Annotated in this window: 23 protein-coding genes and 2 tRNA genes; 10 read left to right on the forward strand and 15 right to left on the reverse strand. The window is 66.4% G+C overall.

Features of this window, described 5'->3' with window-relative positions:
* Positions 1 to 45 precede the first annotated feature (45 nt).
* Positions 46 to 726, reverse strand: coding sequence for a response regulator transcription factor (locus V6M49_RS02735; RefSeq protein WP_056342479.1), 681 nt, complete (start codon positions 724 to 726; stop codon positions 46 to 48).
* Positions 723 to 1,931 carry a sensor histidine kinase gene (locus V6M49_RS02740; RefSeq protein ID WP_332759945.1) on the reverse strand — a complete coding sequence of 403 codons (1,209 nt, stop codon included), beginning with the start codon at positions 1,929 to 1,931 and terminating at the stop codon, positions 723 to 725. Before V6M49_RS02740 ends, V6M49_RS02735 begins: the two co-directional genes overlap by 4 nt.
* A gap of 202 nt (positions 1,932 to 2,133) precedes the next feature.
* Here V6M49_RS02740 and phoU point away from each other — a divergent pair, with 202 nt between their 5' ends.
* A complete protein-coding gene (phoU, locus tag V6M49_RS02745; RefSeq protein ID WP_332759927.1) occupies positions 2,134 to 2,787 on the forward strand; it encodes a phosphate signaling complex protein PhoU in 654 nt (217 codons plus the stop codon).
* 76 nt (positions 2,788 to 2,863) lie between these two features.
* Here phoU and V6M49_RS02750 read toward each other — a convergent pair whose 3' ends face one another.
* The gene (locus V6M49_RS02750) at positions 2,864 to 3,610 is read right to left on the reverse strand and encodes a phosphoglyceromutase (protein WP_141139518.1); all 747 of its coding nucleotides are present in this window, start codon (positions 3,608 to 3,610) and stop codon (positions 2,864 to 2,866) included.
* A gap of 78 nt (positions 3,611 to 3,688) precedes the next feature.
* Between V6M49_RS02750 and V6M49_RS02755 the strand changes: the two genes are divergently transcribed.
* The gene (locus V6M49_RS02755) at positions 3,689 to 4,513 is read left to right on the forward strand and encodes a class I SAM-dependent methyltransferase (RefSeq protein WP_210412393.1); all 825 of its coding nucleotides are present in this window, start codon (positions 3,689 to 3,691) and stop codon (positions 4,511 to 4,513) included.
* Between the two features lie 118 nt (positions 4,514 to 4,631).
* Here V6M49_RS02755 and V6M49_RS02760 read toward each other — a convergent pair whose 3' ends face one another.
* On the reverse strand, positions 4,632 to 4,982 hold the full coding sequence (locus V6M49_RS02760) for a DUF2516 family protein (RefSeq protein ID WP_056342490.1): 351 nt from the start codon (positions 4,980 to 4,982) through the stop codon (positions 4,632 to 4,634).
* 9 nt (positions 4,983 to 4,991) lie between these two features.
* On the reverse strand, positions 4,992 to 6,182 hold the full coding sequence (locus V6M49_RS02765) for a trans-sulfuration enzyme family protein (protein WP_332759930.1): 1,191 nt from the start codon (positions 6,180 to 6,182) through the stop codon (positions 4,992 to 4,994).
* A 53-nt stretch (positions 6,183 to 6,235) separates the two neighbouring features.
* Here V6M49_RS02765 and tmk point away from each other — a divergent pair, with 53 nt between their 5' ends.
* The 5 genes from tmk (at position 6,236) to V6M49_RS02790 (ending at position 10,860) form a co-directional block, all read left to right on the forward strand.
* A complete protein-coding gene (gene tmk / locus V6M49_RS02770; protein ID WP_141139516.1) occupies positions 6,236 to 6,892 on the forward strand; it encodes a dTMP kinase in 657 nt (218 codons plus the stop codon).
* Positions 6,889 to 8,031 (forward strand): DNA polymerase III subunit delta', encoded by a 1,143-nt coding sequence (locus V6M49_RS02775; protein WP_104063327.1) that lies wholly within the window; start codon positions 6,889 to 6,891, stop codon positions 8,029 to 8,031. Before tmk ends, V6M49_RS02775 begins: the two co-directional genes overlap by 4 nt.
* Positions 8,032 to 8,052: 21 nt before the next feature.
* Complete coding sequence (locus V6M49_RS02780; RefSeq protein WP_332759933.1) at positions 8,053 to 9,618, forward strand: alpha/beta hydrolase; 1,566 nt, start codon at positions 8,053 to 8,055, stop codon at positions 9,616 to 9,618.
* Positions 9,619 to 9,724: 106 nt separating this feature from the next.
* A tRNA-Thr gene (locus tag V6M49_RS02785) sits at positions 9,725 to 9,797 on the forward strand.
* 163 nt (positions 9,798 to 9,960) lie between these two features.
* Entirely contained in the window at positions 9,961 to 10,860 is a 900-nt protein-coding gene (locus tag V6M49_RS02790) for a DNA/RNA non-specific endonuclease (protein ID WP_332759935.1), read from the forward strand.
* Here V6M49_RS02790 and V6M49_RS02795 read toward each other — a convergent pair.
* Positions 10,857 to 11,357, reverse strand: coding sequence for a hypothetical protein (locus tag V6M49_RS02795; protein ID WP_332759936.1), 501 nt, complete (start codon positions 11,355 to 11,357; stop codon positions 10,857 to 10,859). The two genes, V6M49_RS02790 and V6M49_RS02795, sit on opposite strands and share 4 nt — an antisense overlap.
* A 63-nt stretch (positions 11,358 to 11,420) precedes the next feature.
* Between V6M49_RS02795 and V6M49_RS02800 the strand changes: the two genes are divergently transcribed.
* Positions 11,421 to 12,407 (forward strand): hypothetical protein, encoded by a 987-nt coding sequence (locus tag V6M49_RS02800; RefSeq protein ID WP_332759937.1) that lies wholly within the window; start codon positions 11,421 to 11,423, stop codon positions 12,405 to 12,407.
* Positions 12,408 to 12,446: 39 nt separating this feature from the next.
* Positions 12,447 to 12,632, forward strand: coding sequence for a hypothetical protein (locus tag V6M49_RS02805; RefSeq protein ID WP_104063322.1), 186 nt, complete (start codon positions 12,447 to 12,449; stop codon positions 12,630 to 12,632).
* A 20-nt stretch (positions 12,633 to 12,652) separates the two neighbouring features.
* Here the strand turns inward: V6M49_RS02805 and V6M49_RS02810 are convergent, their stop codons facing one another.
* From V6M49_RS02810 to V6M49_RS02850, 9 genes are all read right to left on the reverse strand, one after another.
* On the reverse strand, positions 12,653 to 13,132 hold the full coding sequence (locus tag V6M49_RS02810) for a hypothetical protein (RefSeq protein WP_141139445.1): 480 nt from the start codon (positions 13,130 to 13,132) through the stop codon (positions 12,653 to 12,655).
* 8 nt (positions 13,133 to 13,140) lie between these two features.
* Positions 13,141 to 13,833 (reverse strand): bacterial proteasome activator family protein, encoded by a 693-nt coding sequence (locus V6M49_RS02815; protein ID WP_141139444.1) that lies wholly within the window; start codon positions 13,831 to 13,833, stop codon positions 13,141 to 13,143.
* 82 nt (positions 13,834 to 13,915) lie between these two features.
* The gene (locus V6M49_RS02820) at positions 13,916 to 14,119 is read right to left on the reverse strand and encodes a YbdD/YjiX family protein (RefSeq protein ID WP_160677758.1); all 204 of its coding nucleotides are present in this window, start codon (positions 14,117 to 14,119) and stop codon (positions 13,916 to 13,918) included.
* Entirely contained in the window at positions 14,116 to 16,419 is a 2,304-nt protein-coding gene (locus tag V6M49_RS02825) for a carbon starvation CstA family protein (RefSeq protein WP_332759941.1), read from the reverse strand. Before V6M49_RS02825 ends, V6M49_RS02820 begins: the two co-directional genes overlap by 4 nt.
* A gap of 200 nt (positions 16,420 to 16,619) precedes the next feature.
* Positions 16,620 to 16,904 (reverse strand): DUF1540 domain-containing protein, encoded by a 285-nt coding sequence (locus V6M49_RS02830; protein WP_104063319.1) that lies wholly within the window; start codon positions 16,902 to 16,904, stop codon positions 16,620 to 16,622.
* A gap of 139 nt (positions 16,905 to 17,043) precedes the next feature.
* On the reverse strand, positions 17,044 to 19,941 hold the full coding sequence (locus V6M49_RS02835) for a hypothetical protein (RefSeq protein ID WP_332759943.1): 2,898 nt from the start codon (positions 19,939 to 19,941) through the stop codon (positions 17,044 to 17,046).
* Between the two features lies 1 nt (position 19,942).
* Positions 19,943 to 20,680 carry an ABC transporter ATP-binding protein gene (locus V6M49_RS02840; RefSeq protein ID WP_141139440.1) on the reverse strand — a complete coding sequence of 246 codons (738 nt, stop codon included), beginning with the start codon at positions 20,678 to 20,680 and terminating at the stop codon, positions 19,943 to 19,945.
* On the reverse strand, positions 20,677 to 21,288 hold the full coding sequence (locus V6M49_RS02845; RefSeq protein ID WP_332759944.1) for a PadR family transcriptional regulator: 612 nt from the start codon (positions 21,286 to 21,288) through the stop codon (positions 20,677 to 20,679). Before V6M49_RS02845 ends, V6M49_RS02840 begins: the two co-directional genes overlap by 4 nt.
* Before the next feature lie 120 nt (positions 21,289 to 21,408).
* Positions 21,409 to 22,392, reverse strand: a complete 984-nt coding sequence (locus tag V6M49_RS02850; protein ID WP_141139438.1) for an NAD(P)H-quinone oxidoreductase — start codon at positions 22,390 to 22,392, stop codon at positions 21,409 to 21,411.
* A gap of 109 nt (positions 22,393 to 22,501) precedes the next feature.
* Here V6M49_RS02850 and V6M49_RS02855 point away from each other — a divergent pair.
* Positions 22,502 to 22,589: transfer RNA gene (locus tag V6M49_RS02855), tRNA-Ser, on the forward strand.
* Positions 22,590 to 22,648 lie beyond the last annotated feature (59 nt).

Consider the following 22,648-nt stretch of genomic DNA (forward strand, 5'->3'; position numbering starts at 1 on the left):
AAGTCTGGTGCGCCTGATGCCTGGCGTGCCAGACGGCGGAGAGGCCTACGGCTCGAACTTGTAGCCCAGGCCGCGGACGGTTACCAGGAAACGCGGTATGGACGGGTCGGGCTCGATCTTGCCGCGCAGCCGCTTGACATGCACGTCCAGGGTTTTGGTGTCCCCCACGTAGTCCGAACCCCAGACCCGGTCGATCAGCTGGCCGCGGGTGAGTACGCGGCCGGAGTTGCGCAGCAGCATTTCCAGCAGCTCGAACTCCTTCAGCGGCAAGAGGACCTGCTGGCCATCCACGCTGACCACATGCCGTTCGATGTCCATCCGGACAGGGCCGGCCTGGACTGTGGCCGAGATCAGCTCCTCAGGTTCACCCTGCCGGCGGAGTACGGCCCGGACGCGGGCCACCAGCTCGCGGGAGGAATAGGGCTTGGTGACGTAGTCGTCAGCGCCCAGCTCCAGGCCAACCACCTTGTCAATCTCGGAGTCCTTGGCCGTCAGCATGATGACCGGAACGCTGGAGCGCTGCCGCAGCTGGCGGCAGACCTCCGTACCTGACAGGCCGGGGAGCTGCAGGTCCAGCAGCACCAGATCCGCCCCGTTCCGGTCGAATTCGGTGATGGCGTCGAGGCCGTTGTCCACCACTTCTACCTCGAACCCCTCCTTGCCCAGTAGATAGGACAACGGATCACTGAACGATTCTTCGTCTTCGACAATCAAAATCCTGCTCAAGCGCTAGCTCCTTGCTCATGTACGCCGCGTTCTTTTCTGCGCACGGGTACGGCTGGTTCTTTGACACCTGCGGTATCCGGTGCGTCCCGGCTTTCCATCTCCGGCAGGCGCAGGGTGAAAGTGGAACCCTGGCCGGGCCGTGACCACAATGTCACTTCACCGCCGTGGTTGGAGGCAACGTGTTTGACGATGCTAAGGCCCAGGCCCGTTCCGCCCGTGTGGCGCGAACGCGCCGCATCCACCCGGTAGAAGCGCTCAAACACGCGCTCCTGGTCCTCCGGGGTCAGGCCCTCACCCTGGTCCGTGACCGACACGGCGATCAGCCCGTCCTTTGACCGGACGCCCACGCCCACCCTGGTGTTCTCCGGGGAATAGCGGATGGCGTTGTCGATCAGGTTACGCAGAGCGGTAACCAGCAGGTCCCGGTCACCATAGACGGTGGCGTCAACCGGCTCCCCCACCACGATCCGGATGTTCTTGCTTTCAGCGGGGAGCTGGGAACGGTCCACCGCTTCAGTGATGACCGTGTTGATGTCCACGGCCTTGCCCTCCTGGGAGACGCTGGCACCTTGGAGGCGAGACAGCTCGATGATGTCCTGGACCAGGGCGGCCAGCCGGCTTGATTCTTTGTGCATGCGCTTGGCGAACCGGCGAACTGCTTGTTCGTCGTCGGCCGAGGACTCCAGTGCCTCGGCCAGCAGGGAAATTGCGCCCACCGGGGTTTTCAGCTCGTGGGACACGTTGGCCACGAAGTCGTTGCGGATCTCTTCCGTGCGGGTAATTTCGGTGCGGTCGTCGGCCAGAAGCACGATATATTCCTCGCCGAGCATGGCCGCCCGGACCTGCACGATGATGGTGCCGTGGCCCAGCGGACCGCGCTGCAGCTCCAGCCGTTTTTCCAGGATCACGCCGTCGCGCCGCACGCCGGCCGTCATGTCCAGCAATTCCTTGTGGACCACCGTGTGGCCGCGAACCAGTCCGTACGCATACGCTGCCGGGCTGGCGCGCACCACACCGTCCACGGCGTCAACCACCACAAAAGCCCGTCCGACGACCGCCAGCACTTCCGCGGCGCCGGCCGGCAAAGCGAGTTCGTCCACGTCGACATCAACAAGCTTTCGCTGCTTTTCACTGATCCTGAAGGCGAGCACGCCAAAAGTGCCGAGCGACAGGCCGACCAGGCCGGCGATGACACCGATGAGCATAGGATCCACAACTCCAGCTTAGGCCGTGGTTCCTGTCGGGACGGTGCGTCCTGGCCCATTACGGGGACGGTTCAGCTAACGTTCATCTACAACCGACTAATCGTTTACCGCACGCTGACAAAGTTGTATGTTGGAGTGCCGAATGGCGACATGAGTTCCGTCTGCCACCCGAGGGGCGGAGTTCCACAGAAAGGACGCCCACGTGCGTAAGGTTTTTCAGGAAGAGCTGACCCAGGTGGGTGAGCAGCTGGTGGAGATTTCGCGGTTGGTCAGCGAGGCAATGGCGAAAGCCTCGACGTCCTTCCGGGTTGCCGACGTTGATCTGGCAGAGGACGTCATCGCCGCGGACGCCCGTATCGACTTTTTGCAGACCAGCCTGGATGAACGTGCTATCGACATCCTCGCCCTGCAGGGGCCGGTGGCCAGCGATCTGCGGATGATCGTGGGCTCCCTGCGCATGAGCGCTTCCCTGGAGCGGATGGGGGACCTGGCCCGCCACATTGCCCAGCTGGCCCGGCTGCGTTTCCCGGCCACCGTGATCCCTGCATCCATGACGGAAACATTCAACAAAATGGCCGAGCAGGACCAACTGATCGCCGACAAGCTAATTGTCCTGCTGGAATCCCGGGACCTCGAAGTGGCCCGCGACATCCACAAGGCCAACAACACCATCGACGATCTCCACCTGAGCGTGTTCAAGGCGATCGCCTCCCCGAACTGGGCCGAGTCCCCCGCCACCACCGTGGACGTGGCCCTGGCCAGCCGCTACTTCGAACGGTTCGCTGACCACGGCGTGTCCGTGGCCCGCAAGGTCACCTACCTCGTCACCGGCGAATGGCAGGGGCAGGGCTTCTAGGCCGGCCCTAAACCACATACGACGGCGGGCCGGTCACCTCAGGTGACCGGCCCGCCGACGATCGTTAACTACTGATTTATTTCTTGCCCTGGTTCGCCACTGCCAGGATGGCTTCCGCAGCGGCGTCCGGGTCCAGGTAGGTGCCGCCCGGCTTGATCGGCTGGAAGTCCTCGTCCAGGTCGTAGACCAGCGGGATGCCCGTGGGGATGTTCAGGCTGGCGATGGCGTCGTCGCTGATGCCGTCCAGGTGCTTGACCAGGGCGCGCAGCGAGTTGCCGTGGGCGGTGACCAGGACGGTCTTGCCGGCCTTGAGGTCTTCCTTGATGTCCGATTCCCAGTAAGGAAGCAGGCGGACCAGGACATCCTTGAGGCACTCGGTGCGGGGCAGCGCGTCGCCGAGGTCGGCGTAGCGGGGGTCGTGGGCCTGGGAGAACTCGCTGTTGTCGTCCAGGGGCGGCGGCGGGGTGTCGTAGGACCGGCGCCATTCCATGAACTGCTCCTCGCCGTATTCGGCCAGGGTCTGTGCCTTGTCCTTGCCCTGCAGGGCACCGTAGTGACGTTCGTTCAGGCGCCAGTCCCGCTTGACGGGGATCCAGCCGCGGTCGGCCTTGTCCAGGGAAATGTTGGCCGTGTTGATGGCCCGCTTCAGGAGCGAGGTGTAGAGGACATCCGGGAGAAGATCGTTCTCGACCAGGAGCTCGCCGCCGCGTGCCGCTTCCTCGCGGCCCTGGTCGTTGAGGTCAACGTCCACCCAGCCGGTGAACAGGTTCTTGGCGTTCCATTCGCTGTGGCCGTGGCGCAGCAGAATCAGCTTGTAAGTCATGATTTTTATCCTAGCCGAGGCACGGCGCCGCCCGCCTTGCGTTACAAGGGCCCTGCGTTACAACGATAGGGTTGGGCCGTGGTGCAAAAAGCTGAACGCGTGAGCGCTCCCCATGGCCGGAGCGGCAGGCCGGTCGGAAACGTCACACGGGGCACCACCAATCCCAACCGGATGCGGCGGGTGGACCGCTGGCTCACCGGTCCCCAGGCCTGGCGCCTGCGCGCTGCCGACGACCCCCTCGTGGTTGACCTGGGCTACGGCGCAACGCCGGCCACCGCCGTCGAACTCTTTGAACGTCTCCGCGCAGTCCGGCCGGACGTCCGCGTGTGCGGAATCGAAATCGAGCCGGAGCGCGTCCGGATCGCCAAGGCGCTCGAGCGGCCGGGGCTCAGCTTTCAGGTGGGCGGTTTCGAGTTGCCGCTGCCCGGGCGCCCCGTGCTGGTCCGCGCCTTCAACGTCCTGCGGCAGTACGAAGAGGCCGATGTGGCGGGGATCTGGCGGCTGGTCCAGGGCCGGCTCGCCCCCGGCGGGCTCTTTATCGACGGTACCTGCGATGAGATCGGGCGGCGGGTGACGTGGGTTGCCCTCGACGCCGGGCGGCCGTTGTCACTGAGCATGTCCGTGCGGTTCGGCAGCTTTGACCTGCCATCGGAAATTGCCGAGCGGCTGCCGAAGGCGCTGATCCACCGCAACGTTCCGGGAGAGCCTGTCCACCGGCTGATGCAGGCCATGGACCGGGCCTGGCTGGAGTCGGCGCCGCTGGCGTCATTCGGCAACAGGCAGCGCTGGCACGCCATGTGCAGGACACTGTCCGACGGCGGGTGGCCGGTTCAGGACGGCCCGGCGCGGTGGCGCCTGGGCGAACTAACGGTGGCCTGGGAAGCTGTGGCGCCGTCGGTCTAGTGTGGGCCCACGCCGGCAGGGTTCCCTGAGCGAGCTTGCGAGCTGAGGGGCCCGGTGGTTGGGCCCACGCCGGCAGGGTTCCCTAAGCGAGCTTGCGAGCTGAGGGGGCCGGTGGGGATTACCAGCCGCCGTATGGCCCCGTATTACGGCTACCGCCGCGGCCAGCGTCCTTGACCGCTGGCCGGACGTCTGCGAGGTAAATGGACGCTGCCACCACGGCGGCGAGCCCAAAGAGGCCAAGCGTGCCGAAGATTCCGCCGCTGCTGAAGAGCGAGATGGCGCCGATCAGGGTGGCGCCGCCGGTCAGTGCCAGCCAGAAGGTCTTGGTTCGTTTTCCGGTCGCTTCAAAGGCTGCGGACTTGTGCCTGACGCAGTCCAGCAGAGCCCACACTTCAAGTCCGAATGCCACCAGGGCAAGGATAAAAAACACTGCCAGCTCTACAGGCCGAATTATCAGTTCACCGTCCACCGTCCAAGCCTAGCGGCCCAGCGAGTCGAGTGCCTGCTTCAAATCGGCCCAGAGGTCCTCAATATTTTCTATGCCGACGCTCAGCCGCACCAGGTTGTCCGGGACACTCAGCGGCTCGGCGGCGTGGCGGCGGCGCCGTTCGATCAGCGATTCCACCCCGCCCAGGGATGTGGCTGGCAGCCACAACTGCAGCGCGCGGACCAGTTTGTCCGCGGCGTCTGCTCCGCTCAGGCCGGCAACCGGCGCGATCTGCACGCACACAATCGAACCGAAGCCCGACATCTGGGTCTTGGCCCGTTCATGGCCGGGATCCGTGGGGAGGCCGGGGAACCGGATGCTATCGATCAGGGGGTGTGTGCTCAGGCGTTCGGCCAGGACCGCGGCAGAAGCCTGAGACCGTTCCACACGCAGCGCAAGGGTCCGGAGCCCGCGCAGCGCCAGCCATGCCTCGAACGGCCCGGCGATACCGCCATGAATGATGCGGTGGTGCAGCAGCGCCGCCCGGATGTCCGGGTTGGACGTCACCAAGGCGCCGAGGACGACGTCGGAATGTCCGGCCAGGTATTTGGTCACCGAGTGAAGAACGACGTCGGAACCCAAGCTCAGTGGCTGCTGGACCAACGGCGTGGAGAACGTATTGTCCGTCACCACGATGGCGCCCACCCGGTGGGCCGCCGCAGTGAGTTCGCGGATATCGGCGATGCCCAGCATCGGGTTGGTGGGGCTCTCAAGCCACAGCATCCTGGCCGCTTTCGCGTCCGGTCCCTGCGGCGCGATCTGTGCTTTGACTGCGTCAGTGTCCGTGATGTCCACAGTCCGCAGTTCCAGGAAGCCCTTCTGCGCCAACTCCGTGGCCATCACCAGCGAACCCGCGTAACTGTGCGACGGCATCACCAGGACGCCGCCGGCGGGAAGCAGGGACAGTGCCGAACTGACGGCCGCGAGTCCGGACGCGTAGATCAGGCCGGGCAGTTCAGATCCTTCAAGCTGGCCCAGGGCTTCCTCAAAGGGATCCCAGGTGGGGTTGGAATAGCGGCCGTAGCCCCGATCCCCGTCACCCAGCGCTCCCGTGCCGAAGTACGTCGAGGACAGCACGATGGGCGGGTTGACGGGCTCGTCCCGCTCACGTGCCGGCCGGCCGGCGGCAACCACCACGGTTTCGGCCGACAGGGACGCTGCATACTGTTCCGAGAGACTCATGGAGAAAGCGTACTTGGACGTGCGGCGGCTCCCGAAGTCGGTAGTCTAGACCAGTGACCACCAACAGCCCTGGACTTTTCATCGCCTTTGAGGGCGGCGACGGCGCCGGCAAGTCCACCCAGGCGGCCCGTCTTGCCGAGGCTCTGGAAACACGTGGCCTGACGGTCCTGCGGACCCGCGAACCCGGCGGGACGCCCATTGGCGAAAAACTGCGTTCCCTGGTCCTGGACCACGGCCATGGCCACATCGACGCCCACACCGAGGCACTCATCTTTGCTGCCTCCCGCGCGGCCCATGCCAGCCAGGTGATCCGCCCGGCACTGGAACGCGGCGAGGTTGTCCTGACGGACCGCTACATTGATTCGTCCGTGGCATACCAGGGGGCCGGCCGCGATCTGGGTGCCGACGCCGTGCGTACGCTCAACGAATGGGCGACGTCCGGGCTGCAGCCCGACCTCACGGTGTTGCTGGACGTGGACCCCGCTGACGGCCGCCGCCGCCGCACAGCCGGCGACGCCGCCGAAGACCGCCTTGAGTCAGAGGCCGATGAGTTCCATTCAACAATCCGCGGGGCGTTCCTCGAACTGGCCTCCAGCCGGCCGGATACGTATCTGGTCCTGCCGGCGGATCTGCCCGTCAACGAACTGGCCGCGCGGATCCTCACCCGCGTTGATGCCTTGCTCGCGTCTGCAGGCCGGGGCGCCGCATGACTGTCTGGGACGACCTTCAGGGCCAGCCCGCCGTCGTCGAACAGCTCCGCCTTGCCTCGAGGGGCGAAGGACTGACCCATGCCTGGCTGTTCACGGGCCCGCCCGGATCCGGGCGTTCCAACGCCGCAAAGGCCTTCGCGGCCGCCCTCAACTGCGATCAGGACGACGTGGCCAGGCGCGGCTGCGGGGAGTGTCCCGCCTGCCTGACCATCCTCGGCGAGACCCATTCGGACGTGACGTACGTCAGGACCGAGAAGGTCACCATCACCATCGATGAAGCCCGCGACCTGGTATCCAAGGCGGGCAACCGGCCGTCGTCCGGGCGCTGGCGGATCATTGTGGTGGAAGACGCCGACCGCATGGCCGAGCGGACCACCAATGTGCTGCTGAAGGCCATCGAGGAACCCACGCCGCGGACCATCTGGATGCTGTGCGCACCGTCGCCCGCTGACGTCCTGGTGACCATCCGTTCGCGCTGCAGGGCCGTGGCCCTGCGGCTGCCGCCGGCCGCCGACGTCGCCGCTTTGCTCGTCAAGCGCGACGGCGTGGACCCGGCACTCGCCGAACGCGCTGCCCGCGCGGCGCAAAGCCATGTGGGGATCGCCCGCCGGCTGGCGCGGGACCCCGAGGCGAGGGAACGCCGGCTGGAAACGGTGAGGTTCCCCCTGGGTCTGCGCGGCGTGACCGCAGCGGTGATGATGGCGGACAAGCTAGTGAAGATCGCCACGGCCGAAGCCAACAGTTCCAATGAAGAGCGCGACGCCGCCGAGAAGGCTGCGCTGCTGGCCACTCTGGGTGCCCCGGAGTCAGGGACGCTCCCGCCGACCATGCGCAGCCAGGTCAGGCAGCTTGAAGACGACCAGAAACGACGGGCCAAGCGATCCATCACGGACTCGCTGGACCGGACGCTGACGGACCTCCTGTCGTTCTACCGGGATGTGCTGATCATCCAGCTCGGGAACGCCGTGGAGCTGGTAAACGTTGAGCTCAGGGGTGAGCTGGAGGAATTCGCCGCCCGGTCTGCCCCGGAGACCACCCTCGCCCGCATGGACGCCATCAACAAAGCCCGCCAACGCATCACCACCACCAACGTTGCACCGCTGTTGACCATTGAGTCCATGGCAGCCAGCCTGATCTAGCAACTACTAGGAGACCGCTCGATGACTGCACGCCCCCTGCCCGCACGCTCCCGATCCCTGGTGATTGGGCTGCGGGCTGCCGGCGCCCTGATCCTGGCCCTGACGCTGGCCTCGTGCGGCCTCTTTGGCGGGGACACCCCGGACGCGGCACCCGCCACGGCGAAGGCAGACCCTGCCATCGTGGCGTCCGCGCCCGCCGGCCTGGACACCTTCTACGCCCAGGAGGTTGTGTGGGAGCCCTGCGAAAACGGCTTCCAGTGCGCCAAGGTCACCGTGCCCGTGGACTACGGGAAGCCGGACGGCGAGAAGATCCAGATAGCCGCGCTGAAGGCTCCCAGCACGGGCAAGAAAACCGGCACCCTGCTGGTCAACCCGGGCGGTCCGGGCGGGTCCGGCTACGACTTCGTCAAGGATGCGTCCGCGACGCACTTCTCGCAGTCTGTCCGGGCCAACTATGACCTGGTGGGCTTTGATCCGCGCGGCGTCAAACGCTCCGCCCCTGTTACCTGCCTGACGGATGCCGAACGGGACGCGTCCCGGGCAAAGGTCTACGCGTTGGAGACCGACGCCGGGCTTGCCGCCGCGTTGGCCGACAACAAGGCAATCGCCGCGCAGTGCGCCGCCAAGACGGGTCCGGTACTGGGCCACGTCGACACGGTCAGCGCGGCCAAGGACCTGGACATCCTGCGCGCCGTGGTCAATGACTCGAAGCTCAATTACCTGGGGTACTCCTACGGCACGTTCCTTGGTTCAACCTACGCCTCGCTGTTCCCCGAGAATGTGGGCCGTATGGTCCTGGATGGCGCCCTGGATCCGTCCATCAGCAACGAGGAGCTGACCAGCGGCCAGGCCGTGGCGTTCGAAAAATCCATCAGGGCCTACGTGGCCAGCTGCCAGCAGGAATCCTCGTGCCCGCTCAGCGGGAACGTGGACAGCGGGGTCCAGCAGATCCGCGACCTCATCACCGCCGTCCAGAACACCCCCTGGCAGGCCAAGGACGGCCGCCTGGTGAACGCCACGATGTTCGTCAGCGGCCTCATCACTCCGCTGTACAACGACCAGAGCTGGCCCGCCCTGACCCAGGCCCTCGAAGCTGCACTGAACGGTGACGCCAGCCTGATGCTCCGTCTCGCGGACCTCGGCGCTGACCGCGGCGCCGACGGGAAGTACACGTCCAACTCCACCTTCGCCTTCGGCGCCATCAACTGCCTGGACTACCCCATGGTGTCCGATACTGCCTCCATGCGCGCGGAACAGCAACGGCTGATGCAAGCCTCCCCCACCCTGGGCTACTTCTTCGCCTACGGCGGCACCAACTGTGTGGACTGGCCGTACAAGAACCTGCGGACCCCGGCCCCGGTGGAATACACCGGCGAAGCCCCGATCGTGGTGGTCGGAACCACCGGCGACCCTGCCACCCCCGTGGAATGGGCCGCCTCCCTGCGCAAACAGCTGGGCAACGCCTCGCTGCTGACCTGGCAGGGAGAGGGCCACACCGCCTACGGCCGGGCCAACAGCTGTCTCGAAGACGCCGTGGACGAGTACCTTGTGGACGGAACGGTTCCCGCCGACAACACCGTCTGCTGAGGACTTCTGCCGGGGTGTTTGGGCGCCCATTTTGACCCGGGCGCAGGGACTCTATTACAGTTGACTCTTGCATGAACCGCCCGGTACGCCGGGCGAATTGTGCGGTGCTTCCTTAGCTCAGTCGGTAGAGCGTTTCACTCGTAATGAAAAGGTCATCAGTTCGATTCTGATAGGAAGCTCGGGATAAACCCCGTATTGTCGTTGATTTCGACGATGATACGGGGTTTTTCGCTGGTTAAGCCCTTCAACAGCCCGCCGCATTGAGCTGGGACGCCGACGGCAGTTTCCCTGTGGTCCACCGAAATTCATCCCGCCGTCATCTTCCACTGCTAATGTCCGGCCATGGACGAACTGTTGCTGGTACCGGGTTCTGCTGCTGCACGCGATCTGTCGAACCGGTCGGGGTACGACGTCGCCTTCCTGGGTGTACAGGTTCCTGTGCCGATTCTGGCCGACACGAAAACGATCCTGCTGCCCTACACCCATTTCTCGGTGCTCATGCGGCTGGACAAGCGCCTGGCCGCCGTCACGGCCCTCGGCATCGACGGGGAGAAGCTGATGGATCTGGACCGATCCGGGATCCAATGGCAGCTGGATCCAAGGTTGGCCGAGGACCTGCAGACCGGTGAGCAGCTCTACGCCCGGAACGACCTTGATAGGGGACACCTGGTCCGGCGCGCCTCAGCCGTCTGGGGTGATACCCGGCAGGAGGCCGCCCAAGCGAATGAGGACACGTTCCACTACACGAACGCCGTGCCCCAGGCTGCGAAGTTCAACCAGAGCCTGGACCTGTGGCTCGGGTTGGAGTCCTACCTGCTGGAGCATGCCGCCGACCACGGCAGGCGGCTGATCGTGTTCACCGGACCCATTTTCGGGGACAACGACCCGGTGTACCGCGGCGTGGAGATTCCGCTGCTGTTCTTCAAGGTCGCCGCATTCCTCCAGGACGGGGAGCTTTCGGCCACCGGCTACATCGTGGACCAGACACCACAGCTGGCCGACCTGCCCGATGTGCCCCGCCCGGGCGCCGTGGACGAGGCTCCGCCCCTGGGCCCGTTCCGGACCTTTCAGGTCCCCGTCCGCGATATCGCCGCCGTCACCGGCCTGGATCTGGACCAGCTAGTGGCCGTTGACCGGATGCCCATCGCCGCAGAACTACCCACCGCCCGGGTGAAGTCGACGTGGCGGACGCTCGTGTCCCCGGAGGACCTGGACCTGGACTTCGATCTGAACGGAGACTAGAGCCGGGGCTTGACCGTGAGCTCGACCGGCGAAGCTTCCACGGGACCGCCGCACTGGGCCGAGCCGCCCACCCGCTTCCAGTCCAGGTCGGCTTCCTTCTCGGCGAGGACGTCGCCCGTGGCAGACAGCGCTTTAGCGGTCACGTGGTCAGGAGAGCTCATGCTGACGGTGAACCGCCAGGTATCGGCGTCGATCCTTTCAGCGTAGAACGGGGCCATGGTGGGCTGGGCTTCCGGGGTGTGCGGAGCCCTGGCATCCAGCGGTGTTGTCACGACAATGCGCGGTGCTGCCGTCCCAGGCTCCGGTCGCAACTCCGAACAAGCGCCATCGGCGCACAGCTGCACGGTATCCACACGCGAGATGTCACCCGCCAGTTCAACCGTGATGGAGTTGACCCACCCGATGGCCGGACAGACGTTCGAGCAGCCGGCAACCGGGATGCAGACTGCCACCATCAGAACGGCCGGCCGGACAAGGAGCCCCCACACTCTTCTCATGCGGCCAGTCTAGGCGGCACACATACCCTTCGGCTCCGGAGCCCGCCCCCTATGATGGCGAGCATGGATGACAAGGCGCTGACGGCTATCGCGTTCGAACTGTACGCCCTGCCTATCGAGGAGTTTGTGGCTGCCCGGACCGCCGCAGCCAAGGCAGCCGCCGGTTCCGGGAAGGATCTCCCGGCTGCCGTCAAGGCGTTGCCAAAACCGTCAGCGGCGGCCTGGGCGGTCAACATGCTGGCCATCCATGAGCCAGGAGTGCTCGCGCAGCTTTCCGAGCTCGGCCAACGGATGCGGTCGGCCCAGGCATCCCTCGACGCCGCCGCCCTCCGGGAACTGGCGCGGGAGCGCCGCACCCTGCTGGCGACCGCCGTCGAGACCGCCCGCGCCGTTGCAGAACGCCAGGGGCGCAGCATCAGCGCCACCATCGCCGCCGACGTCGAGCGCACCCTGCAGGCGATGACCGCCGACGAAGGTGCCACTGCCGCCGTCCAAAGCCGACTGCTGGTCCAGGCGCTGTCCGCCGACGGCGTGGACACGGTTGATCTCGATGGGGCCGTAGCGGTGCCCGGGGCCGTGCCGGCGCCGCGCGCCACCACACTCGGCCGTCCCAAACAGCAACCGGCCACTGTGCCGGAAGAAGCAGAGGAAGAACAGACGACGGCGGAACCCGGCACCCGCAAACCCCCGGACCAGCCGCGCCTCAAGGCTGTCCGGGAGACTCCACGGCCGGCGTCCCCCTCGGCGCTGGAGAAAGCCAACGCTGCCTTGGGCGAGGCCATGGCAGCCGAAGAGGAGTCCGCCCGGCTGGCCGCGGACCGGCAAAGTCAGCTGGCGGACACGGAGGCCGAAGTCGCGGACCTGACCCGTGAAACACGTGAGCTCCGCGACCGGCTCAAAGCCGCGGAGGAGCAGCTGGACAGCGCCAGGAAAAACCTGGGCACGGCGGCCGCCGAGGCCAAGCAGGCGGCCCGGGCAGCCGACAAGGCCAAACGTTCGGCCATGCTCGCGCAGGAGCGGGTGCTACGCCTGGGCAACACGCGGGACTGATGAACGGTTAATGTCAGACCCCGGTTGCAGACTGGATTTATGGAAAACCAACTTGCACAGGAATTTCACGTTACGTACTTCGACGCCGATAGCGGCCGGATCAGCAGTGAAAGCTTCGATTCCCTGAAGGACGCCGAACGTTTCGCCAGCCGGAACTGCGGCACCGAGGAATCGTGGGCCGTTATCGACGCTGTTGCCATAGAGCAGGCTCGGATCGCCGCCTGAGGCTCAGCCGGAAATACCGCTCAGCCGGAACGGCTTTCGGGCTGGCCGCCGGCGGCGGCATCCTCGGCGAGCCGGCGTTCGGCGTCGGCCACCTGCTCAAACACTGATTCCGCGCGGCGGCGTACCGAGGCCGCCCCCACCGGGACGGGACCGACGGCGAGCCGCAGCATGGCTGCAGCCTCGGCAGTGGTGGCCAGTGAATTGCCTGCCTTCGACAACGACCGGTGCACACCGGCCAGGTCCCCGGGAATGTCCAGCCCCTCGCTGGGCGAACGTCGCTGGGCCTCGACGCAAACACCACGGACACGTTCCAGGAGCCCCGCCAGCTCATTCGCGACTTCTACGAGTTCCGCATAAAGCTGTTCGTCTTCGACGCCTTCGAGGACCTGGTGATAGCGGTCCAGGCCACGGTGGAAACGATCGTGGGCACGGCGCCAAAGGCCCTTGCCCAGCTCAGCATCGTCCTTGCGCCCTTGCCGGGCGGCAGTAAAGAATCCCACGCAGGAACCTAGAGGTACTGGCCGGGACCGTGGTCCGGGTCCTCCGGCCGGCCTGACGGCACCGAACCGGAATGCTGGCCGGCGGCGGCCCGCTGCGGCTCGCCGTTCTCCCCGATAACCACGCCAGGGGCGATCATGGTGCCCGGCGGAAGCTGCTTCAGGTGCAGCTGCGCGGCGGCCTGCTCCCGTACAGCGTGCTGGGCGGCGATGGCCGTCTGGATGCCGTGGAAGAGGCCTTCCAGCCACCCCACCAGCTGCGCCTGGGCGATCCGAAGCTCGGCGTCGGACGGTGTGGTGTTCTCCGGGAAGGGCAGGCTGATCCGTTCCAGTTCTTCAACGAGCTCCGGTGCCAGCCCGTCCTCCAGCTCCTTGATGGAACGTTCGTGGATCTCGGCGAGGCGTTCGCGCGCGGCGTCGTCCAGCGGGGCCGACTTAACCTCTGCCAGGAGCTGCCGGATCATGGTGCCGATCCGCATGACTTTCGCGGGCTCGTCCACAAGGTCCTGCAGGTTGCTGCCCTTGGCCTTGCCCCCGAGTGACGTGCTCGACGCCGCCGGGCCGGTAGTGGCCGGACGTGCAGCGCCGGGGCCGGTGACGGCTCCAGCCGGGATGGGCACAGCCGGCATGGCCGGTTCGCCGTTGTCGAGGGTCCTGCCCTCAACGGGGACATCATCAGGCTGAGTGTCTGTCGGATCGCTCATGCGTTCATACTCTCACGAGCCGAGGACGGGCAGTCCAGTTGATGAAGCCGGCCAGCCGATGAAGGCTGGCCGGCAGTCAGCGTCAGCAGCACCGGCCCTGCGGGTTGGAGTCCTGGCGGTCCGTCCGGTCCCGCCAGAACTCGCGTTCCGTCAGCGGTGGTTCCCCATGTCCGGCCGCGTGGTGGTGCTCCAGGTACTTGGTGTACGCATCAGCACCGAGCACGCCGCCGAGGTACCGGGCGAAACCCCGGAACCCTGTTGCGACCGCGGCCAGACCGGGGCTCATTTGTGGTGACCTGCCCTTTCGAACCGCAGCTCGGCCGGCAGCTTGTTCCACTCGGCCTGCAGCTCACGTTCCGCGGGTGTGGGGATCAGCCCGGCGGGTGCGAAGACCTTCGACGGCCGGGCCTCGTCCTCGTTGTCAACGTTCGGCAACCCAGCCGAATGGTTGCGGAAGGCCTTGATGGTGGCCACCAAAGCCATGGCGATGACGATGATGCTCAACACCACAAAGATGACGGACAGCCAGCCCTGGATCGCGGTGTTGCGCACCACGGCTTCCATGGCGACAACACTCTTGGCTGAGCCGAACTCCGTCTTGCCGTCCGCGAGTGCCTTGCTGAAGGCGGCATTGTTGGCGAAATAGCCGACGGCGGGCGTCGACGAGAAGATCTTCTGGTAACTCGCGGTGATGGTCACCACCGCCGCGAAAGCGAGCGGTACCGCCACGATCCAGAGGTACTTGAAGCTCCCCCGCTTGGCGACGATGGCCAGGCACACGGACAGCGCGATCGCGGCCAGCAGCTGGTTGGCAATGCCGAACAGCGGGAACAGCGTGTTGATGCCACCCAGCGGATCGGTCACGCCCATGAGCAGCACGGCACCCCAGGCGGCCACCATAACGCCGGTGCACAGCCAGGCCCCCGGCCGCCACGAGTGCTCCTTGAACTTCGGGATGAAGTTGCCGATGGAGTCCTGCAGCATAAAGCGCGCAACGCGTGTACCGGCGTCGACCGCGGTGAGGATAAACAGCGCCTCGAACATGATGGCGAAGTGGTACCAGAAGGCCATCAGGGCCGTGCCGCCGATGAACTGCTGCATAATGTGGGCGAGTCCCACGGCAAGTGTGGGCGCGCCGCCGGTCCGGGACACAATGCTTTGCTCCCCGACGTTGGCTGCCGTCTCCGCGAGCATGGCCGGGCTGATGTTGACCCCGGACAGGCCAAGGCCGTTGACCCAGGCGGCCGCGGTTTCCACCGTGCCGCCGGTCAGGGCCGCGGGGGCGTTCATTGCGAAGTAGAGGCCCCGGTCAATGGAGATGGCCGCTACCAGCGCCATGATGGCCACAAATGACTCCATCAGCATGCCGCCGTAGCCGATGAAGCGCGTCTGGCGTTCCTTCTCGATCAGCTTCGGGGTAGTGCCCGAGGAGATCAGGGCGTGGAAGCCGGATAGCGCCCCGCAGGCAATGGTGACAAACAGGAACGGGAACAGGGCACCGGGGAAGACCGGCCCGTTGTCCCGGCTGGCGAACTCGCTGAAGGCCGGGACAGTGATCTCCGGGCGGACCACGATGATGGCCAGTGCCAGCATCACGATCACGCCGATCTTCATAAACGTGGAGAGGTAATCGCGGGGGGCCAGGAGCAGCCAGACCGGAAGGATGGCGGCAATGAAGCCATAGACAATGAGGCCCCAGGCAATGGTCACCTTGTCCAGGGTGAAGAACGCGGAGCCCCATTCGGTTTCCGCCACCAGGCCGCCGCCGATGATCGCGGCCATCAGGAGCACAAAGCCGATCAGGGAGACTTCCATGATCTTGCCCGGCCGGATGTAGCGCAGGTAGACGCCCATAAACAGCGCAATCGGGATGGTCATGCCCACCGAGAACACGCCCCACGGGCTTTCGCCCAGGGCGTTGACGACGACGAGCGCGAGGATCGCCACAATGATCACCATGATGAGCAGCGTGGCGATCAGTGCTGCCGTGCCGCCGATGACGCCCAGTTCTTCGCGGGCCATCTGGCCGAGGGAACGGCCGCCGCGGCGCATGGAGAAGAACATCACCAGGTAGTCCTGGACGGCACCTGCGAGCACAACGCCGATGATGATCCAGATGGTGCCGGGGAGGTAGCCCATCTGGGCCGCGATGATGGGTCCGACCAGCGGGCCGGCGCCGGCGATGGCGGCAAAATGGTGGCCGAACAGCACGTTGCGGTCCGTGCGGACATAGTCCTTGCCGTCAGCCTTGTATTCCGCCGGCGTGGCGCGGCGGTCATCCGGCTTGGTGATGAGGCGTTCGATCACCTTGGAGTAGAAGCGGTAACCGATCAGGTAGGTACAGACCGAGGCAAAAACGAACCAGATCGCATTGACGGTTTCGCCCCGGACGATGGCCAGCATGAACCAGGCGACGCCGCCGAGCAGTGCGATGGCTGCCCACAGGGCGATCTTGGCCGGGGTCCATTTCTTGTCTTCAGCTTCGCGGACGGCCTCATCCACTGCCGTTGGCGGAAGCTTCGGATCGGCGGTCAGTGGGCCGCTTCCTTTCGCTGCACGTACCGGTTCGTCAGGCCTGCTGGCCATGTCTCCTCCTTGAGAATTGGTGCTTCAGTGAGTTGCTCAAAGGCACCTTACCAACGCCGCACCAACGAGGAGGCGGCATTCTGCCCGCGCCGTGTGTCATTGCGGTGAACGGCCAGCGGGTGGCGCCGAGCGCACAAAAGCCCCCGTTCAGGGTTTCCTGGACGGAGGCCTTCGTGACTAATCCCGTGCGGGAGCCGTGGCTACGCGTGTGCGTAAGTGAGGCAGTCCGCGTTGTCAGCGCCGGGGCCCACATGGACTTCGGCGGCGTTGCACATCAGGTGGTCGTTGTGGATGCACTCGGAGCGCTGGCATGCTCCGACATCTGCCAGGACCTTGGGCAGCCCGCCATGGGTGCCCGTGTCGATGAACGTGGCGCAGCTGGCGTGGTCTTTGCTTCCGCCCACCGTGATGGCGTGGGCCGTACAGCCTTCGTGGTCATTAAACGAGCAACGGGTAACACTGCAATCGGCAACATGCGTTGTCATAAGAGGTCCCTCCGTATTTCGGCCGTCCGGGACGGACAGCGTCCTAGGCCCCACGGTAGGCCTGTTGGGCCCAATCAAAAAGACCCAACTGTGTGACCTAATTCCGGCGCTCCCCCGCTCAGCTCCCGCGCCGTACCGCTCAGGTCCCCACCTCCCGGCGGGACACCGGAAGCCTCGCCCGGGTAAACAGCCACGCCAGGGCCGCACCGGTGAGCGGCACCGCGATCAGCAGCGCCGCGAGCTGGAGCCAGGGAACGACGGCGGTCCGCGCCATCCCGGTGGCCGTCACCAGCAGCACGGCGGGCACTATCCCGGCAACACTTCCCAACACGGTTCCGAGCCCCGCCGTCATCAGCGCCTGGGAACCTGCGAGCGCCTTCCGCAGACGCGGGGCCGCACCCACGCCGGCAAGCGTCACGTGGTCCTTCTGCGAGTCCGCCATGGACAGGCCCGTGGTGATGCCTGCCGCGCTGAGCGTGATCAGCGCGCCCAGGCCCACGATGGACCAGAGGATCAGCGAGTCGTCCTGCTCCGGTCCGCGCTCGATAAGCGGGGTCCCGTAGCGGTCCTTGTAGATTCCGGCGAGCGCTTCGGACATTTTGTCCATCTGGACGGCATCAGGGTAGGCGCTGAACTGGACCAGCAGCGCGCTGTCATCCACGCGCATTCCGGCCGTCGCTGCCGCCTCGGGGGAAACTACGCCGTAGTACTGCACCTTAACTGCCGGCTCCAGCACGGCCGCGGCAACTTCCGTCTGTCCCGTCTCCACGTAGCCCTGGAAGACACCAGTGGCCGGATTGCCCGGCGCGGGCTTCCGCATGTCCTTCGCCACCAGGGACGCGTGCCCGTCGCGGACGAACACGGGGTTGGTCACCACCATGCCACCGGCCGCCAACACGTCGCGGGCTTCGGCCGTGGGCACCGTGCCGAACAGCCTTTCCACGTCATCGGCCGTTCCGACGATGACGGAGTTAGTACTTCCCTGCGTCTCGTACGGACGCATCGCTCCCTGGCAGCGCCAATCCTCCGGATCAAGGACGCGCTGGTGGCCGGCGGTCACGGGGCACGCGTTACCCTCGGGTGTGGCCAGCGAATATTGCAGGCAGCTCGTCGTCGGCGTTTGCGCTGGCGACGCGTCAGCAAGTTCGGGCCGCATGTCGCAGTTCCGGATGGCGGCCGTGCGGAGCACGCTGGTCCATTCGACGGTGTCCACTGCTGCATTCAGGGCGGACACCACCTCTGCGGGGTCGATCCGCAGTGGGTCCGGCATTGTTCCGTCAGCCAGTGGAGGCTGCCACACAGATAACGGCAGGACTGCCTGGTTCTGCAACGCGGACCAGTAGTGGTTTTGCTGCTCGTTCGCCTGCTGGCTGGCGGCCAGCACCATGCCGGCACTGGCGAGGGTGGCGGCGGCAAGGACGGCGGCAACAGCTGGAACAGTACGGCCGCGGTTGCGGGAAGAGTCCCGGGCGGCCATGCGCGCAGCCAGCGGAAGACGTCCGGCACGCTTGCCAAGGAATGCCACCACCTTGCCGGTCAACAGGACCAAGGACGCAACGCCCAGTACCGCGCCGCCCAACAGGAACCAGAGAATCACCGGCGTCCTTGAGAAGAACACATCAGGGTCTTCGCTGCTGACGGCAAGCCATGTGCCGACGGCAAGTGACACGGCAGCCACTCCCAGCAGGACAGTACCCACCACGGTGGACGCCTTGCCGGCCGACGCCGGCGCCCGCCCCGATTTGAGTGCGCCCAGAACGGCCTGGCGCGCCACCTGCCGCGCAGGGGCCAAGGCAGCCAGCAGGCACGCCACGTAGCCCATGACCATCACCAGGACCGTCAACAAAGCGTCCGGATGGAATCCCGGGAAACGGACCGATCCGTTCAGGCGTGCCACGATCACCACCCCGGCGGCCGCGGCCAGCCCTACCGCAGCGCCGGCCACCACGCCAAGGCCGCCGAGCCACAGGCCAGCCGCCATCACCACCGAACGGATGGTAGGACTTTCGGCCCCCGTCGCGGCAAGCAGGGCCAGCTCCCGGACCTGCCCCTTGGCGCCCACGGCGAACGCGGCTCCCGCCAGCAGGCCCACCTCCAGCAATGCGAGGGCGCCCAGGAGCGCCCCGGCCGCGTAGGTGGTGAGCGGCAGCGCCGCGCTGGATGAGGTCCCTGCGCCCTCCGGCCCGCGCTCCTCTTGGGACGGCGGATTCAGCACCACGGACCTGGACAGCACGGTGACGCCGACGGCGTTGGCCTCAAGGACCTGGCTCCAGGTCACCGGCTCGGAACCCACCAGGTAATACATGGTGGCCGTGATGGCCGGCGCGGTCGGCGCCGGACCGGTGGAGGCAGGTGCCGGGGCGCCAACGCTGCCCTGGCCGGGCCTGAGGTAGACGATGGAGTTGCTGTCCGAATAGGCCGCATCGCGGAGCGTTCCGACCGCGACAAACGTCCCGGCCGACGTCGCAAGCTCTTCCCCCAGTTCCAGCCCGAACCGCTCCAGCAGCCCCGGCGATACGAACATCTCGGCTTCAGTCTCGGGGGCCCTGCCTTCCATCAGCGTGTATTTTCCGGCAAATGCCGGGGCCATGGCGTCCACCGCGCGGCCCATAACCCGCACGTCCGCCGCACCCGACGCGGCGGTGAGGTCCATGGTGGATTCCGTGAGCACGTCGTAGCCGGCCGGAATCGCGTCCTGCGGATCAGTGGCCGTGAAGCCAGGTTTCCTGTCCCAGTCGCTGGTGGTGATCTGCAGCTCTTCGACCGGGTGCTGGACCATAACGCCGTTGGCCATGGGCATGGGCCGGAACCGAGCCTGCGTGGTGCCGAGCTCGTACTGAACTCGCTCTGCGGCGGTTTCCTGGGTGCTCTGGACCAGGGTGACCGCGCCTGTCATTGCGGCCACGGGGAGCATGATCAGCAAAATGATCAGAAGGGAACGCCCTTTGTGGCGGCGGATATCGCGCCGCGCCATCCGCACGGCGACGCGGAAAGCCTGCCGGCGCCCGCCGGGCGCCGGGTCGAGGGAGAGCGCCACGTCAGTGGCCGGCCTGCGTGAGGAGCATGGCGGGATCATGCATGGCAGCCGCCTGGTCCACGATCCGGCCGTCCCGGAGGAACACCACGCGGTCAGCCCACGCGGCATGCCGGGCCTCATGGGTCACCAGCATCACGGCCGCACCGGCATCGGCACGTCCGCGGAGCACCTCCATCACGCCGTGGCCGGTGGTGGAATCCAGGGCTCCCGTGGGTTCGTCGGCCAGGATCAGCCGGCGGTCGCCCACGATGGCCCGTGCGATGGCCACGCGCTGCTGCTGTCCCCCGGACATCTGGTCCATAAAGCGGTCCGCGAGTTCCGGGATGCCCACCTGCCGCAGCGCATCGAGGGCCTGGCGTTGCGCCTTCCTGGTGGCCGTCCCGTCCAGCTCCAGCGGCAGCGCCACGTTCTCGGCAGCCGTCAGGGTGGGGACAAGGTTGAAGTCCTGGAAGACGTAGCCGACGGCGCGGCGGCGCAACCGGGCGAGTTCGTTCAGTCCCAGCCCGCCCAGTGGGGTCGATTCCACAAAGACACCGCCCGACGTCGGCCGGTCAAGTCCCCCGGCCAGCGCCAGGAGGGAGGATTTCCCGGAACCTGACGGGCCCATCACTGCGACGAACTCTCCGGCCCTGATACTGAGGTCTACCTCGCGCAGCGCGGCGACCGCCGTCGCGCCTTCACCGAACGTCCTGCTGACCTTGGCGAGTTCCAGGACCTGCTGCGGCCTCTGGACGCTCACCGGCGGCTATCCGCGATGAGCGGGGCAGCCTCTTCCACAGTGACCCCGTTGGACGATTTGCGTGGTGTGGCCTGGCCCGCGGTCTGCGCCTGCTGCAGCATCCGCGCCTCGCAAAGGTCCAGCCAGCGGACCTCCGCTTCCGTCTGGAAGATCAGCGAATCCAGCACCAGCAGCCAGGCGGTATCCGCAGCCCGCTGGTTGGCGGCCGTGTCGCGGCGGGCCTTGGTGTAGTCCTGCAGCGCACGGATGGACGCCACCCGCTGGGCCTGGATGATGGCCTCCACATCCACGCCCGGCAGCGTGACCGCGAGCGCCAGTTTGATGGCCAGCTCGTTCCGGGGCGGGTTGTTGCGTTCCACGGGGGCGGCAAACCAGTGCCGCACCTCCGCCTTGCCGGCGTGGGTGATGCTGTAGACCACGTGGCCTTCGCCGTCACTGCCGTCATTGCTGACCAGGCCGTCGCGTTCCAGCCTGTCCAGCGTGGTGTATACCTGCCCGATGTTCAGGGGCCAAGTGGACCCGGTGCGGTTCTCGAACTCAACCCTGAGCTGGTAGCCGTAACGCGGCTGGTCCTGCAGCAGGGCAAGGAGGCTGTGGCGGATGGACATGATGCTCCTAGCGGTGGCGTCAGCGTCGGTATGCACGGACCCCCAAGACCCGTGCATACCGCGTATAGAGTGAGGCTAACCCAGTCCGCGGCGCAAAGCAATACTCAGTATCTACCCGGCCTACATGACCAGCAGGATCTTGCCCACATGGTCGCCGCTGTCGAAGTACCGGTGGGCGGCCGCGACCTGGTCCAGCGGGAAGGTCTTGGCCACCAGCGGGCGGATCCGGCCGTCCGTGATAAGGGGCCACACGGATTCCCGCACGGCGTTCATGATGGCGCCCTTTTCCGCCACCGGGCGCGGCCTCAGTGCCGTGGCAACCACCGCCGCGCGCTTCCGCAGGAGCTGGCCAAGATCCAGCTCCCCCTTGGCCCCGCCCTGCAGGCCGATGACAACAAGCCGGCCGTAGTCCGCGAGCGCATCAACGTTCTGCGCCAGGTACTTGGCACCCACAACGTCGAGGATCACGTCGGCGCCCTTGCCGCCGTTCTGCCGCCGGAGGCTTTCGGGGAAGTCCTCTTCGGTGTAGTTGATGGCGATGTCCGCGCCCAGGAAAGCCTTCGCGGTCCCCACCTTTTCCGCGCTTCCCGCGGTGGTGGCGACCCTGGCGCCGAAGGCCTTGGCCAGCTGGATGGCCATGGTGCCGATCCCGCCGGTGGCGCCGTGGATCAGGACAGTTTCACCGGCCTGCAACTGCGCCGTCATGATCAGGTTGGAGTAGACCGTGGCTGCGACTTCCGGCAGCGAGGCAGCGGTGACCACATCAACGCCGTCGGGAATCCGCAGGACCTGCTCCGCCGGCACCGCAACCTGCTCCGCATAGCCTCCGCCTGCCAGCAGCGCCACCACCTTGTCACCCACGGAGAATGCCTTGGTGACGCCGGGACCGAAGCCGGCGATCCGCCCGGACACTTCCAGCCCGGGGATTTCGGACGCGCCGGGCGGGGGCGGGTAGAAGCCCCTGCGCTGCTGCACGTCCGCCCGGTTCAGGCCGGCGGCGACGACGTCGATCAACACCTCGCCCTGCCCGGGCACCGGCGCGTCCACTTCGCGGACCTCCAGAACCTCCGGACCACCGGGTTCTGCAATGTAGACGGCTTTCATGGAGAACTCCCGTTTTCTAGCTGATTCGTGCCCCAGAACCAGTGTGCACCGGACGCACGGCAGACTCTGTTTTGTTGCAGCCAACTGCCTATGAAACACTACTCGTTAGGGAAGGTTGTCCGAGCGGCCGAAGGAGCTAGTCTTGAAAACTAGTGTGCGGTAACCCCGTACCAAGAGTTCGAATCTCTTACCTTCCGCGAATGGAACCCCGGTACGCCACATGGTGGCGGACCGGGGCTTCTTCGTTTAACCGGCC

It is taken from the genome of Pseudarthrobacter sp. (genome assembly GCF_036675385.1).
Classification (GTDB): Bacteria; Actinomycetota; Actinomycetes; order Actinomycetales; family Micrococcaceae; genus Arthrobacter.